The 12,525-nt window shown below is 71.5% G+C and carries 16 protein-coding genes; 3 read left to right on the top strand and 13 right to left on the bottom strand.

What is annotated here, in order from left to right; translation table 11 throughout:
- Positions 1-108: 108 nt before the first annotated feature.
- A complete protein-coding gene (locus ABH926_RS48055) occupies positions 109-1,470 on the top strand; it encodes a hypothetical protein (RefSeq protein ID WP_370374104.1) in 1,362 nt (453 codons plus the stop codon).
- Here the strand turns inward: ABH926_RS48055 and ABH926_RS48050 are convergent, their stop codons facing one another.
- From ABH926_RS48050 to ABH926_RS48035, 4 genes are all read right to left on the bottom strand, one after another.
- On the bottom strand, positions 1,471-2,274 hold the full coding sequence (locus ABH926_RS48050; RefSeq protein WP_370374103.1) for a YhjD/YihY/BrkB family envelope integrity protein: 804 nt from the start codon (positions 2,272-2,274) through the stop codon (positions 1,471-1,473).
- Positions 2,275-2,454: 180 nt separating this feature from the next.
- Positions 2,455-2,865, bottom strand: coding sequence for a hypothetical protein (locus ABH926_RS48045; protein ID WP_370374102.1), 411 nt, complete (start codon positions 2,863-2,865; stop codon positions 2,455-2,457).
- A 153-nt stretch (positions 2,866-3,018) separates the two neighbouring features.
- The gene (locus tag ABH926_RS48040) at positions 3,019-3,300 is read right to left on the bottom strand and encodes a hypothetical protein (RefSeq protein ID WP_370374101.1); all 282 of its coding nucleotides are present in this window, start codon (positions 3,298-3,300) and stop codon (positions 3,019-3,021) included.
- A 42-nt stretch (positions 3,301-3,342) separates the two neighbouring features.
- A complete protein-coding gene (locus ABH926_RS48035; protein ID WP_370374100.1) occupies positions 3,343-3,978 on the bottom strand; it encodes a GAP family protein in 636 nt (211 codons plus the stop codon).
- Between the two features lie 232 nt (positions 3,979-4,210).
- On the opposite strand from ABH926_RS48035, the gene ABH926_RS48030 reads away from it, so the two are divergent.
- Both ABH926_RS48030 and ABH926_RS48025 read left to right on the top strand, forming a co-directional pair.
- Positions 4,211-5,944, top strand: coding sequence for a SulP family inorganic anion transporter (locus ABH926_RS48030; RefSeq protein ID WP_370374099.1), 1,734 nt, complete (start codon positions 4,211-4,213; stop codon positions 5,942-5,944).
- Positions 5,937-6,533 (top strand): hypothetical protein, encoded by a 597-nt coding sequence (locus tag ABH926_RS48025; protein WP_370374098.1) that lies wholly within the window; start codon positions 5,937-5,939, stop codon positions 6,531-6,533. Before ABH926_RS48030 ends, ABH926_RS48025 begins: the two co-directional genes overlap by 8 nt.
- Here ABH926_RS48025 and ABH926_RS48020 read toward each other — a convergent pair.
- The 9 genes from ABH926_RS48020 to ABH926_RS47980 form a co-directional block, all read right to left on the bottom strand.
- Positions 6,502-7,113 (bottom strand): phosphatase PAP2 family protein, encoded by a 612-nt coding sequence (locus ABH926_RS48020; RefSeq protein WP_370374097.1) that lies wholly within the window; start codon positions 7,111-7,113, stop codon positions 6,502-6,504. The genes ABH926_RS48025 and ABH926_RS48020 overlap by 32 nt on opposite strands.
- A complete protein-coding gene (locus ABH926_RS48015; protein ID WP_370374096.1) occupies positions 7,110-8,501 on the bottom strand; it encodes a diacylglycerol kinase family protein in 1,392 nt (463 codons plus the stop codon). Before ABH926_RS48015 ends, ABH926_RS48020 begins: the two co-directional genes overlap by 4 nt.
- An 11-nt stretch (positions 8,502-8,512) precedes the next feature.
- Positions 8,513-8,926 (bottom strand): hypothetical protein, encoded by a 414-nt coding sequence (locus tag ABH926_RS48010; RefSeq protein ID WP_370336251.1) that lies wholly within the window; start codon positions 8,924-8,926, stop codon positions 8,513-8,515.
- A gap of 143 nt (positions 8,927-9,069) precedes the next feature.
- Positions 9,070-10,029, bottom strand: a complete 960-nt coding sequence (locus ABH926_RS48005; RefSeq protein WP_370374095.1) for a hypothetical protein — start codon at positions 10,027-10,029, stop codon at positions 9,070-9,072.
- Between the two features lie 44 nt (positions 10,030-10,073).
- Positions 10,074-10,400: a carboxymuconolactone decarboxylase gene (locus ABH926_RS48000; protein ID WP_370374094.1), complete on the bottom strand. Its 327-nt coding sequence runs from the start codon at positions 10,398-10,400 to the stop codon at positions 10,074-10,076.
- Positions 10,401-10,568: 168 nt separating this feature from the next.
- On the bottom strand, positions 10,569-11,081 hold the full coding sequence (locus tag ABH926_RS47995) for an RDD family protein (RefSeq protein WP_370374093.1): 513 nt from the start codon (positions 11,079-11,081) through the stop codon (positions 10,569-10,571).
- A complete protein-coding gene (locus tag ABH926_RS47990; protein ID WP_370374092.1) occupies positions 11,078-11,638 on the bottom strand; it encodes a hypothetical protein in 561 nt (186 codons plus the stop codon). Before ABH926_RS47990 ends, ABH926_RS47995 begins: the two co-directional genes overlap by 4 nt.
- Positions 11,639-11,682: 44 nt before the next feature.
- Complete coding sequence (locus tag ABH926_RS47985) at positions 11,683-11,961, bottom strand: SHOCT domain-containing protein (RefSeq protein ID WP_370374091.1); 279 nt, start codon at positions 11,959-11,961, stop codon at positions 11,683-11,685.
- 13 nt (positions 11,962-11,974) lie between these two features.
- Positions 11,975-12,415: a DUF6325 family protein gene (locus ABH926_RS47980; protein WP_370374090.1), complete on the bottom strand. Its 441-nt coding sequence runs from the start codon at positions 12,413-12,415 to the stop codon at positions 11,975-11,977.
- Positions 12,416-12,525 lie beyond the last annotated feature (110 nt).

Here is a 12,525-nt window from a genome sequence, read left to right as displayed (position 1 = left end):
GTAGTACCGCTCGCGGGATCCTCACCTGCGGGTCTTCCCTGGTGTCAGGGCACGGCGCCGCCGCGGCCTCGGCTATCGCAGGTGTCCGCCCAGGAATGGGAGCGCAGTATGTCCGCCACGAGTCCCGATCCGGCCGCGCCCCAGCCAGGCGACGAGGAGGTGGCCGAACTCCGTCGGCGCATCACCCAGTTGGAGGCTGAAGCCGCGGCCCGGGGGCGGCAGAAGGAGCACCACCGCGTCCGCACCTTCTTCGCGACGCTGCTGATCATCCTGGCTTCCATCCTGGCCCTGCTGTCGGTCGTGTCGGTCTGGGCGGCCGACACGATCACCGACACCGACCGGTTCGTCGCGACCCTGAGTCCGCTGGCGAAGAACCCGGAGGTCCAGGCCGCGGTGTCGAACCGGATCACCAACCTCGTCCTGGACCAGGTCGACATCAACGCGGTGGTCAAGGATCTCCAGCAGGCGGCCAGCAGCAGCAGCCTCCCGCCGGCGACGGCCACTTTGATCTCGAAGCTGAACGGGCCGATCGAGAGCGGTCTGAAGAGCGTGGTCGGCACGGTCGTGGACAAGGTCGTGGCCAGCGACCAGTTCGCCAACATCTGGACCACCGCGTTGCGCACCGCCCACGCCTCGTTCGTGAAAGCCCTGACCGGCAAGGGCGGAGGGGCGGTCAAACTGAACAACGACGAGGTGCAGATCGACATCGGGCCGGCTGTGGCCATGGTGAAGAGCCAGCTGGTCGCCCAGGGTTTCCCGGCGGCCGACAAGATCCCGACGGTGAACACGACCTTCACGGTCTACAAGTCGTCGAGCCTGAACAAGCTCAAGAACTACTTCCGGCTCCTGCAGATCGTGGGCAACTGGATGCCGGTCATCACCGTCCTGATCGCGGCCGCCGGGATCTACCTGGCCCACAACCGCCGCCGGGCCCTGATCGGCACCGCGATCGGGTTCGCGGTCGCGATGCTGGTTCTGGGCATCGCGCTGGCAGTCTTCCGATCGTTCTTCATCGACCAGCTCCCGCCGGACGTCAACGCCGGCGCCGCGGGGGCCGTCTACGACGCCCTGATCAAATTCCTGCGGATCACCACCCGGATGGTCGGAGCCTTGGCCGTCCTGGTCGCGCTCGGCGCGTTCCTGAACGGCCCGACCTCGCTGGCGGTGTGGATCCGCGCGGCGTGCAGCAGCGGGATCGGCGCGATGCGGGCGGTCGCCGACTCGGCCGGGTTCCACGCCGGGCCCGTCGACCGGTTCACGGCCCGCTACAAGCGCTGGATCGGCATCGGGATTCTGCTGATCGCCTCGGTGATCTTCGTGCTCTGGGACCACCCGACCGGGCTGGTGGTGTTCTGGTTCGCCTTCGTCATCGTCATCGCGTTCGCCATCCGCGAGTTCTTCGCCCCGGGCCCCGGGCTGGTGCACCGCGACGAGACCGCGGTCGACGCGGCCGGTCCGAAGCCGGCGTGATCAATCGGTCTGGTCCGGCGCCGGCGGGGTCTTCAGCAGCCGGGCCATGGTCGGCTCGTGGGCGATCACGAATCCGGTGGCCACGCACACCGTGGCCGCCGTGAAGAGCACGATCAGCCACGAGAACACGGTGAACACCAGGCCCAGCGGGCCGAACTGGCTGATGCTGCGGTCCAGTGAATTCGGCACGTAGATCTTCGCCGCGCCGGCCAAGGCGGTCATCGCGGCCCCGGTGAGGACCGCGCCGGGCAGCAACGGACGCCACGGCAGCCGGCCGGCCAGCAGCAGGTACTGCGTCCACCACCACATCAGGCAGGCGGTCACCAGCGCCATGGGCAGTCCCAGGCCCTGCCCGACGCCGAAGCCCGCGCGGACTTTCCCCTGGAACACCAGCACGGCCAGCCACACCACCAGCCAGGCCACCCAGCGCCACGCGGCCAGCCGCGCCGCCGCCGGCGGCATGTGCCAGGACCGCTCGCACAGCCGCTGCAGCACCCGGGAGCACGCGGTCGCCGACAGGAGGGTGATGACGACGCCGATCCCGCCGATGGCCTCGCCGTCGGGCTCGTGCCCGCCGTGAAGAGTGTCCGTGACCTCGGCGAGGGACCTGGAACCCAGACCGAGGATGGACCGCAGCGAGTCCACGAGGTTGTCGCGCACCGTGGCCGGCGCGAAGGCCGCCAGGACGAACAGCACCGGGATGCCGGTCAGGAAGGTCTGCGCGGCCAGGCGGGTCGCGGTGTCCAGGACGTTGACGTGGACCAGCTGGACGACGAGCCGCCCCACGAACGGGATCGCCCGCACCTGCTCCGCACGGCGCGTGAGCCAGAGGCGGAACCGGCCGAGCCGACCGTCGCCGGGCGGCTGTGATGGCCCGGGCGGTGATGGTCTGGACCCCGGATCCGTCACCTCCGACTCGTGCCCGGCGCGCCTGTGCGGCATGTGGACGGACCGCCATTCGGGCGTCGCGGGTGCCGATGGGAATCAGGACTGGGGCTTGCCGGGGTCGATGGCGGGGTCGATGGTGGGGACGGTGCCGGGGCCGGTGCCGGTGCCGGGGACGACGGCCCTGCCGGGGCGGCTCTTCGCGAATTCCTTGCGGAGTTCACGGACCACCCGGTTCATGACCCTCTGGGACACCTTGACCAGGACCCACAGCAGGACCAGGGCGATGCCGGCGACGCCCCAGGTGACGGCGAGGGCGTGCCGGTTCCGGACGAGCCCGATCAGGCCCGCGGTGAGACAGGCGAGTGTGAGGAAGTAGTAGCCGGCCCGGATGACCGTGGTCATCAGCTGCACGATGATGTGCTCGCGATCGGCTATCTGGGCCGTCATCTGCCGGATGTGCTCGACCCTTCTGCGCTGAACCCGCAGATCGGCCGTGTGCGTGGCCATAACACCATGATCCACCCGGGGGCATTCGAACACATTCTCTGGGAATCTCCGGGCTCCCCGAATGGAGTACTCGCCGGAGTGCTCGCCGGGCAGCCGGACACGGCTGGCCGGCCGAGCGGGCGAACCCGTCGGCCGACAGCCGTGGACGGCTGCTTAGCGGGCGGGCGTACGGTTGCCATTCGTCGACGCGGCGTGCTCGCGCCACGCGTGCGCGCCGGCGACCGTCGCGTGCCGGACCTGGTCGAACCGGCCGGCCGCCAGGGCGGTGGGGGAGACCTCCCGCTGCCGGGCCCAGGCCGCCACGCCGCGCATCACGGCGATCGCCGCCATCGCGGACCCCGCGGCGGCGAGCATCAGGCCGCCGCCGATGAGCGCGGCTCCAGTCCGGATCATGCCGGTCTGGAAGGTCGGCCCCGTCGTCTCGGAATTCATCATGACTCCACTGTGCGTCCGCGGCTCCGGTCCGGCATGTCCGCGCTACGCCTGGAGCAGCCCGACGAACCCTTTGACCACGAAGTAGCAGCCCACCACGGTCGAGGCGATCACCAGGATGGCCTGCCCGTGGCGGCCCAGCCAGGCGTTCGCCTCCGCGAGCCGGGCGGCGGTCGTGGTCGGGGCGACCATATAGGTGACGATCGGGATCTCGGCCATGAGCATGACGATGGCCGCGAGCAGGATCACGGCGACGTACTTGGCCGCCGAGGCCATGTCGGACTGGGCCACGGTGTGCAGCGACAGCAGGTAGAGCGGCGACGGCGAGCCCATTGCCAGACCGAGGACCATCGCGGTCGTCAGACGCGTGTCGCCGCGGCGGACCTTCACCTTGTGCGGGGGCCGGCGCGCCACCATGACCGCGAACAACAGGGCCGCACCGCCCAGCGCCAGATCCAGCGCCGGCGGCGTGGTCGGATGCAGCCGCTTGTCGTCCCACCCGGTGGCGTCCAGGGCGCCGACGACCGCGAAGCCCACCCCGACGGTGACCGTGCCGGCGGTGGCGAGGAAGGTGAACGCGAGCTTCAGAGGCCGTGCCCGGGACAGCAGACCGGCGACGATCAGCAGCGTCGTCGGCGAGAACGCGGCGGCAAGCGCCGGCGGCACGGCATCCCAGGGCATGGTCACCTCCACCACTCGCCAAGAAGATCATGACACTGCGGTGCGGAACCGGCGACAGCTTGCCGGGACGCCCGGACGCCGGACGTCTGAACGCCCTGACGCCTGAACGTCTGAACGCCTGAACGTCCTGACGTGCGCCGAACGGCCCGTCTCCGGCTGACACCGCGCAAGGGCCGTGGTCGACTTGACGGGCACTGACGTGCATCGGCTCATCGACTCATCGGCTCGCGGTATGGAGGCTGGAGGCTGGAGGCGCGTGTCCGTCTGGCGCTCGGTACCCGGCCTGCAAGCGGCGGCGACCTACCAGCGGGGCTGGGTGGCCAAGGACGTCGTGGCCGGGGTGGTGCTGAGCACCCTGCTCGTGCCGCAGGGCATGGCGTACGCGGAACTGGCCGGCCTGCCGCCCATCACCGGCTTGTACACCTCGATCACCTGCCTGCTCGCCTACGCGGTGTTCGGCCCGAGCCGGATCCTGGTCCTGGGCCCCGACTCCTCCCTCGGGCCGCTGATCGCCGCCGCCGTCCTCCCGCTGGCCGCCGCCGGGCAGGACAGCGCCCGCGCCGTCGCCCTGGCCTCGATGCTGGCGCTCATGGTCGCGGTGCTGCTGATCGGCGGCGCGCTCGCCCGCCTGGGCTTCGTCGCGGACCTGCTGTCCAAGCCCACGATCATGGGCTACCTGAACGGCCTGGCGCTGACCATCCTGGTCGGACAGCTGCCCAAGCTGTTCGGCTTCTCGGTGAGCGCCGAGGGCCTGATCCGCGAGATCCACGGCTTCGTGCGGGGGCTCGCGCGCGGCGAGGCGCTCGCCGCGGCCGCCGCCGTCGGGATCGCCGGGGTGGCCGTCATCCTGGCGCTCCAGCACTGGCTGCCGAAGGTCCCGGCGGTCCTGATCATGGTCCTGATGTCCATCGCCGCCACCTCGGTCTTCGACCTCGCCGCGCACGGGGTGAGCCTGGTCGGCGAACTGCCGCGCGGCTTCCCGCCGCTGACCCTGCCGGACGTGCGCTGGTCGGACCTCGGCCCGCTGGTCGGCGCGGCCGGCGGCATCACGCTGGTCTCGCTGGCCGACACCATCTCCACCGCCTCGGCCTTCGCCGAGCGCACCGGGCAGGAGATCGACGGCGGCAAGGAGATGGTCGGCATCGGGGCGGCGAACCTGGCTGCCGGGTTCTTCCAGGGCTTCCCGGTCAGTACCAGCGGGTCCCGCACGGCCGTGGCCGAGCGGTCCGGGGCGCGCAGCCAGCTGACCGGGGTGGTCGGCGCCGTGCTCATCACCTTGATGATCGTGCTGGTCCCGGGCCTGCTGCGGAACCTGCCGCAGCCGGCGCTGGCCGCCGTGGTCATCTGCGCCTCGCTGTCGCTGGCCGACATCCCGGGCACGGTCCGGCTCTGGCACCAGCGGCGGACCGAGTTCCTGCTCTCGGCCGCGGCGTTCCTCGGCGTCGCGCTGCTCGGGGTGCTGCCCGGCATCGGGATCGCGGTGCTCCTGTCGATCCTGAACGTCTTCCGGCACGCGTGGCAGCCCTATGAGGCCGAGCTCGGCCGGGTCAGCGGGCTGCGCGGCTACTACGACCTGGACACCCACCCGACCGCGCAGCGTGTCCCCGGCCTGGTGATCTACCGCTTCGCGGCGCCGCTGATCTTCGCCAACGCCAAGAGGTTCCGCAACCGCGTCCTGCGGCTGTCGCGCAGCCCGGGGACCCGGTGGATCCTGGTCGCCGCCGAGTCGGTGACCGATGTCGACGTCACCGCCTGCGACATACTCCTGAAGCTCGACCGGGACCTCCGGTCGCGGGGCATCGACCTGATGTTCGCCGAGCTGCAGGAGCCGGTCCGGCGCAAGATCGAACAGTACGAGGACCAGGCGCTCCCGGACAGCCACTTCTTCCCGAGCGTCCACGCCGCCGAGGACGCCTTCCGTGCCGGCGCGCCGGACCACCGAACCCCTGGAGACGGCGATGACTGAGCTGGAGCGCGGCGGGACCGCGGCGGACGACGGCGGGAGCGCGGCCGCAGACGGCGCCGCCGCGGCCGCCGCGGCCGACAGCGGTGCCACCGAGGAACCCGGCGGCCCGGTCTACGACGTCGGCCGCCGCCGGGCCGCCGGCATCTACGGAGCCATCGTCACCGCGGCGATCTTCGCCGCGACCACCGGACTGACCACGGCCGCGCTCGTCGTCGCGGTCGTCGTCACCCTGGTGGTCTACTGGCTGGCCGAGGAGTACGCGGTCCTGCTCGGCGAACAGATCGAGGACGGACGCCTGCCGTCCCCGGCCCGCATCGGGCACGCGCTCGCCGAGACCTGGCCCATGGTCACGGCGTCGTTCCTGCCGCTGGCGGCCGCGGTCGTCGCCCGCCTGGCCGGGGCCACGACCCTGACCGCCGCGAACATCGGGCTCGCGGTCGTCGTGCTCCTGCTCGGACTGCACAGCTGGGCGGCGGCGCGCGCGGCGAGGCTGACCGGCTGGCGCCTGGCCGGGGCGACGGCGACCGCCGTGGGCCTCGGGGTCGTGATGGTGATGCTCAAGAACCTGGTGCTGCTTCACCTGCACTAGCCGCGGGCTCCCTCCGGCGCCGGTCGAGCACGATCACGGCCGCGGCGCAGGCCGCCCCGAGTGCGAAGCCCGCGACGACGTCGCCCGGATAGTGCACGCCGGTGTGCACCCGCGAGTACCCGACGACGGCGGCCAGAGCCCCCAACGGCAGGGCCGCCGCGGGAACCTCGGAGGCCACCGCCACGGCGAACGCCGCGGCCGACGCGGAATGTCCGGACGGGAAGGCCGTCGAGGAGGGCATCCGAACCCTGCGCCGCAGCGGGACCCCGATCGCGTCCCAGTCCGGCCGGCGCCGGCCGAACAGCCGCTTGCCGAGCAGGTTGGCGCTCGCCGAGGTGAGGCCGATCGCCGCCAGGCCCCTGAGAGCGCCCCGGCGCGGTGCCCCGGGACGCGCCGCGAGAAGCGCGGCGATCGCCAGGGAGATCTTGGAGTGGTCCGCCGCGTTCGAGAGCCGGGAGAGCCCTTCGTCGAGCCCGCTGCTGCCGGTGCTGCGCGCGACGACCGTGTACAGGGCGGCGTCCGCCGAGGCGGCTGCGCTTCGGGCGGTGTCGACCGCGGTGCGGATGCTGCGGATGGTCATCGCTTCACCGTCGTCTCGGTCGTCTTCCCGGGCAGGGCCAGAGCCAGCATGCCGAGCCGGCGCCAGTCGATCCCCTGCCGGGGCGGCGGGACCCCGGGACGCTCACGCGGGACCCGGACCCGCAGGGCTCCGGGGAGGATCCGGCAGCGGACCGGGACCGGCAGGGTCAGCGCCTCCCCGTCCACCCCGGCCTGGACGGTGTCCGTGTCGGCCGTGATGACGACCTCGTCGGCGGTCATCTTGGTGAGCGCGGCGGACTGCTCGCCGCGCAGGGCCAGATCCGCCGCCTGCGCCGCGCCGCGCACCGTCAGGCTTATGACGCCGAGCGTCCCGGTGTCCAGGCGCGGCCGGCGGCCCGACCCGTACCAGCCCGTTTCGTACGGGTCGCAGCTCACCAGCACCGCCTGCGGGCCGGCCAGCACGGTGCCGTCGACGTCCGCCGTCAGCCGGGCCCCGGCGTAGCCGGTCAGCAGGTCAGGGAGCTCATCGAGCGTGGTGGCGGCCTTCGCGTCCCGGTATTCGGGCCGCTGCACGATCTCGGCGTAGACGCCGAAGGAGGCGTTGTTCACGAACGTGCGCCCCGCCACCTCCCCGAGGTCGACGCGCAGTTCGACGCCGTCGGTGAGGGCCAGCAGGCAGCGGCTCGGGTCGTCGCGGTCCAGGCCGAGGTCCATGGCGAAGTGGTTGCGGGTGCCGGCCGAGATCACCAGGAAGGGCACGCCGTGCTCGGCGGCGACCCCGGCGACCAGGGCCTGCGTGCCGTCCCCGCCGGCCACGCCGAGCAGGTCCGCGCCGTCGGCGAGCGCCTGCCGGGCGAGCGCGGCGACGTCCTGGTGGTGCGCGGGATCCAGCAGCACGACCCGGCAGCCGAGCCGCTCGGCCTTGCGGACCAGGTCGAACCGCTCGACCTTGCCGCCGCCGGAGGCCGGATTCATGATCAGCACCGGCCGGCGCGGCGCGGGCGTGTGCAGCACCGGCGTGCCGTGTTCGGCCCGGTCGGCGCGCAGCGCCGCGCGGCCGCAGGCCAGGGCGGCGGCCCAGGCCACCGCGGCGCCGAGGGCGATGAGCCAGCGGACGGTCGAGCTCGCGTAGAGCAGGACACTGCCGACCAGAGCGCCGATCATCACCAGGACGCCCACGGTCCGGGCGGCGCCGTGGTGGGTCAGGGCCCACCAGCCCCCGACCGCGGCCAGCGCCAGCGCGGCGACCGCGATCAGGACGGCCACGATGGCGCCGCCCAGATCGGTCGCCGCGATCAGGAGCCCGACCGCGGCCAGGACGAGGGCGAGCGCTGCGCGGGCCAGCCAGCGCGCTCGGCGCGCCTGCTGTGCCCGCCGCGCTCGCCGTGCCGGGCCCGTTTGATCCCGGCCGGCCCGAGGGGATGGCACTCGCGGCGTTCTCAGGTTCTGGCGACCGGCTCGTCGCTGCCGCCGATCAGTGACCACAGGGCGAAGCCGTCGATCGCGATGAGGGCCAGCGCCCACCAGGTCTGGTAGGGCAGCCACATGAAGTTGACGATCATCGCTATCCCGACGATGGCGACACCGATGACCTTGGCCCATGTGGCGCCGGTGTAGGCACCCCAGCCGACGATCGCGACCAGGACGCCGAGGACCAGGTGGATCCAGCCCCACGAGGTGGTGGAGAACTTGAACGTGTAGTTGCCGATCTGCCGGTACACGTCGTCGTTGGCGATGGCGGTGATCCCTTGGAAGACGTTCATGATGCCTGAGATCATCAGCAGTACGCCGGCGAAGACCGCGTGGTGCGGTGTCCGGGACGCTGTGCCGCGTGGAACCGTGGCCTGACTCATGGCTGTCATCTCCACTCGCGCACACGCCGGGTGCGCGTTCCCGGTCCGTACCGCACTGTTCGGGTACGACATCTCATCCTCGGCTCGCCGCCGAGGCCGGGCGAAGGGACGGGCCCGTTCGTGTGAAAACGGGGAAAGCCTCGTCATCGCCGGTGTCGAAGCCGGCGCAGGTACCACACCAGACCGGTCACGGAGGATATGAGGACCGCCAGCGACAGCAGCGCAGGCCACTCATGTCCGGCGATCGTGACGTCGAGCGCGAGGAACACGGCGAACCCGCCCACGATCAGCGCGAGCGAGCCCAGGGCCCGCAGCGCGGCTGCCGCGAGCCCGGGGGCGTCGGAAGCCTTGCGCGGCAGGTGGATGGCCTTCTCCGGCCCCGAGTAGAACACCGAGACCCGCTCGGCCAGCTCGACCGTGCCGCGGTAGTACGACATCGACAGGTAGGGAAGCCAGATCAGCGGCACCACCATGCCCACGATCAGCGCGAGACCGAGCACCAGCCAGCGTCCGAGATGGACCAGCCGGCTCACCGGGGTGACCGCCGCCGGCGCGATCAGCCCGAGCAGCTTGGCCATGCGCCGGATCACGTCGACCATGGAGTAGACGGCAGAGTGCTTCCGCACGGTGTCGGACTCCGCCGGAAGCGCCTTCAACGCCGCCGCCGCGTGCGTCACATCGCCGTGGACACCCATGATCACCAACAGCTCGGCGGCGCGCTCGGGATCCTGCGGGTCGCGGCCGGACGCGGCCGCCATGCGCAGCGTCATCTTGATCTGGGCCAACAAGGCGGCGACGAACGCCACCGGCACGAAGGCGATGAAGGGCCCGCCGACGAACCCGCCCTCGCGGGCCGTCTCCCGGATGCCTTGCTGGGCGATCAGGCGTTCCAGCTGTGAGGCGTCGGCATCGGGATTCTGGCGGCGCAGCGCGGTGATGTAGGCGGGAACACCGGGGCCCAGCATCGTCAGCGAGAAGATCGCGAGGTTCTCCGGCAGGCGACCGGGATCGCGCAACACGATCCGGAGCAGCATGCGAGCCAGCTCCGGAGTGCGGCGCGTCTCCCGGTCACCCGCGGACGATGCGGCGCCCGCAGCCGGCATGAGCCCTCCTTCGTGGGGCGCGGCCGCCGCGGGGGCCGCTGAGGTCACATATTGCCGCTGTCCTCCGCTTCGGCCACGGCGATCGCGTAGCCGAGGGCCTCGGCGATGTGGCCGGCGGCCGACATGACGCGGGCGGTGCCCACGACCGGCGCGATCGCGACGAGGAGGTCCTGGACCTGGTCCATGGTCACCTCGGCCTCCTGAGCCGGACCGACGTGGGCGAGGTAGGAGATCGGCGGTGCGTCCATCGCGCACAGCGCGGCCAGGCGGGTGAGCACGAGGGTGCTCGGCTCCATGCTGCACCGCTCGAGCGAATCGATCGTCATCGCGGCGAGCGTGTCCAGTACCGGAGTCTCGGATGTGACGGCCATGATTGGCTGCCTTCCTTCAGAAGCCGCGCCGGAGAAGGCCGCGCGGATGGGCGAACCCTCATCGGCGGCTAGCGGTTCGATGGTAAGAGCGATTCCGGTGCCCCGCATTACGGCGGCATACCGCCGCTGAAGTGCAGGATCTGCCGGACATACAGGATCCGCTTCGAGTCAGACCCGCCGGACGACCGTGCCCATCAGGATGTCGTGGGCCGCTCGACGCCGCGGATCCAGCACCGTGATGACCATCCCGACCAGCCAGATCGGCGCGAACAGCAGGCCGAAGAACGCCCGCGCGGCGGCGCGCGGTACGCCGACCCGCGAGCCGTCGGGCCGCAGGACGGCGATGCCGAAGAGCATGCCGCCGAGCGTCTGGCAGGTGACGCACCAGCTGAGCCAGAAGTACAGAAGGGGCAGGAGGGCGGCGACCACTTCGGAGCCGTCCTTCAGCCATCCGGGGACCGAGCCTTCCACGGAGCTCCACAGGGCCGGCACGCCGAAGCCGACCGCCACGGAGGCGATCAGGAGGAGGACGGCGTCGATGCTCAGCGCCGCCAGCCGGGTGACGAGGCCTGAGTACTGCTCGTGCTGGTCATGCCGGTCAGCTTGCTCATTCAGCTTGTTCAGCTCATTCCGCTCGTCCGCGGAAGGCTCCTCCCCGCTGGTCGTCCTCCGGCCCGTCATCCCTCTGGACCCCGGCGTCCGAACAGCCTGTGCACCAGGGCCTCCACCCGGTCGTCGGCGTCGGCCGAGGCACGGCGGGCCTCGGCGACGCTGCGCGAGAGCATGTCCCGGCTCTGGGTGGCCACCAGGTCCAGGACGCGTTCGTCCTTCGTGAGGTCCTCGATCACCACCGGGACGACGTCCGCCCGGATCTTCGGCAGCACGCCGTCGATCACTTCGGGCACGAGTTCCTCGATCAGATACGGCTTCATCGACTCCGCCACCCGCCGGACGACGTGCCGGTCCGTCCACTCGGCAGCCGCACCCAGCACCCGGCCGCCCGGCCCGGCCAGCTTGTCCGCGGTGCCTCTGATCAGCGCGTCGCCCCGCCGAGCAGCCGCGTGATACCGGCGATCCGCCTCACTCGCCGTGGCCTGGCCCCGGTCGATGACGACCCGCGCGGTCTCCGCACCGAACTCGGTCAGCACCTCCACTGCCTGCAACGCGGCCCCGACCCCGGCCGCGAACAGCTTCACCACCGCTGACGGCGACGGCTCGTCATCGTGTTCCTTCTCCATGGGCAGCTGCCCCTTCGGACCGGGCTGTGACGCGGTCGCGGTCCTCAGGTCCCCAGGATCTTCTGCTTCTGCGCCTGGAACTCAGCCTCGGAAAGAACGCCGTTGTCCTTCAAGACGCCGAGTTCCTTCAGCTGCGCCAGCTTGTCATCCATCGAGGACCCAGCCGGAGCGGCGGGAGCAGCCGGCGGAGGCGCTTGCTCGGCCTGCACGGGCTGTTCCTGCTGAGCCCATCGCCCGGCCTGCCGCCGGGAGACCCTGTTGGACACCGCTGTCGCCGTCCCGGCCACCACCGCGGTCCGCGCGACTCCCCTGAGCAATCCCATGATGAGGCACCTTTCAGCTGCTGGAACCGGCGGACTCGAGGGCTTCGAGCAGATCCGCGATCGGAATACGGCCGCTGGCGACGACCTGAGCCCCGTTCCGCCGCAGCGCGCCGACGAAAGGCGCGGCCCAGGTGTTCTCGTACACGAGGATCCCGGCGGAGGTCCCCGGCGCCATCACCGAGGCGGCTTCAGCGATCTCGTCGTCGCCGATCAAACCCGAGGACGCGCCTTGGAACACGGCCAACTCCAGCCGCCCGTCGGCATCCTCGTCGGCGAGGTCGAGCACCGCCACGGACCCGTCCTCGCCCTTGGTCACGAAGGTGAGATCCAGGATCCGGATGATGCCCCGCTCGACCAGGTCGACCAGCAGCGGCAGCCCCTCCCCGCGCATGTCCTCGCGGGGAAACTCGACGACGAGGTAGTCGATGGGCCCCATTTCGAGCTCGTCACTCATGTCTCGGCTTTCGCTGTTTCTGCAGATGTGATGGGGGTCAGGCCGCCAGGTCCAGTCCTGCTTGGGCCCAGGCGTGCTGGACCTCGCGGATTTCGGTAGCGGTCGGTTGA

Source organism: Catenulispora sp. GP43, from assembly GCF_041260665.1.
In the GTDB taxonomy this organism is placed as follows: domain Bacteria; phylum Actinomycetota; class Actinomycetes; order Streptomycetales; family Catenulisporaceae; genus Catenulispora.
Note: the sequence above shows the minus strand (reverse complement) of the source record. Positions and strands in the feature narration are given on the sequence as shown.

What these genes read in the sequence shown, in the direction of transcription:
- ABH926_RS48055 (WP_370374104.1), top strand. Translation starts at nt 109, where the DNA reads ATGTCCGCCACGAGTCCCGATCCGGCCGCGCCCCAGCCAGGCGACGAG.
- ABH926_RS48045 (WP_370374102.1), bottom strand. Translation starts at nt 2,865, where the DNA reads ATGGCCACGCACACGGCCGATCTGCGGGTTCAGCGCAGAAGGGTCGAG.
- ABH926_RS48040 (WP_370374101.1), bottom strand. Translation starts at nt 3,300, where the DNA reads ATGATGAATTCCGAGACGACGGGGCCGACCTTCCAGACCGGCATGATC.
- ABH926_RS48035 (WP_370374100.1), bottom strand. Translation starts at nt 3,978, where the DNA reads ATGCCCTGGGATGCCGTGCCGCCGGCGCTTGCCGCCGCGTTCTCGCCG.
- ABH926_RS48030 (WP_370374099.1), top strand. Translation starts at nt 4,211, where the DNA reads ATGGAGGCTGGAGGCTGGAGGCGCGTGTCCGTCTGGCGCTCGGTACCC.
- ABH926_RS48025 (WP_370374098.1), top strand. Translation starts at nt 5,937, where the DNA reads ATGACTGAGCTGGAGCGCGGCGGGACCGCGGCGGACGACGGCGGGAGC.
- ABH926_RS48020 (WP_370374097.1), bottom strand. Translation starts at nt 7,113, where the DNA reads ATGACCATCCGCAGCATCCGCACCGCGGTCGACACCGCCCGAAGCGCA.
- ABH926_RS48010 (WP_370336251.1), bottom strand. Translation starts at nt 8,926, where the DNA reads ATGAGTCAGGCCACGGTTCCACGCGGCACAGCGTCCCGGACACCGCAC.
- ABH926_RS48005 (WP_370374095.1), bottom strand. Translation starts at nt 10,029, where the DNA reads ATGCCGGCTGCGGGCGCCGCATCGTCCGCGGGTGACCGGGAGACGCGC.
- ABH926_RS48000 (WP_370374094.1), bottom strand. Translation starts at nt 10,400, where the DNA reads ATGGCCGTCACATCCGAGACTCCGGTACTGGACACGCTCGCCGCGATG.
- ABH926_RS47995 (WP_370374093.1), bottom strand. Translation starts at nt 11,081, where the DNA reads ATGACGGGCCGGAGGACGACCAGCGGGGAGGAGCCTTCCGCGGACGAG.
- ABH926_RS47990 (WP_370374092.1), bottom strand. Translation starts at nt 11,638, where the DNA reads ATGGAGAAGGAACACGATGACGAGCCGTCGCCGTCAGCGGTGGTGAAG.
- ABH926_RS47985 (WP_370374091.1), bottom strand. Translation starts at nt 11,961, where the DNA reads ATGGGATTGCTCAGGGGAGTCGCGCGGACCGCGGTGGTGGCCGGGACG.
- ABH926_RS47980 (WP_370374090.1), bottom strand. Translation starts at nt 12,415, where the DNA reads ATGAGTGACGAGCTCGAAATGGGGCCCATCGACTACCTCGTCGTCGAG.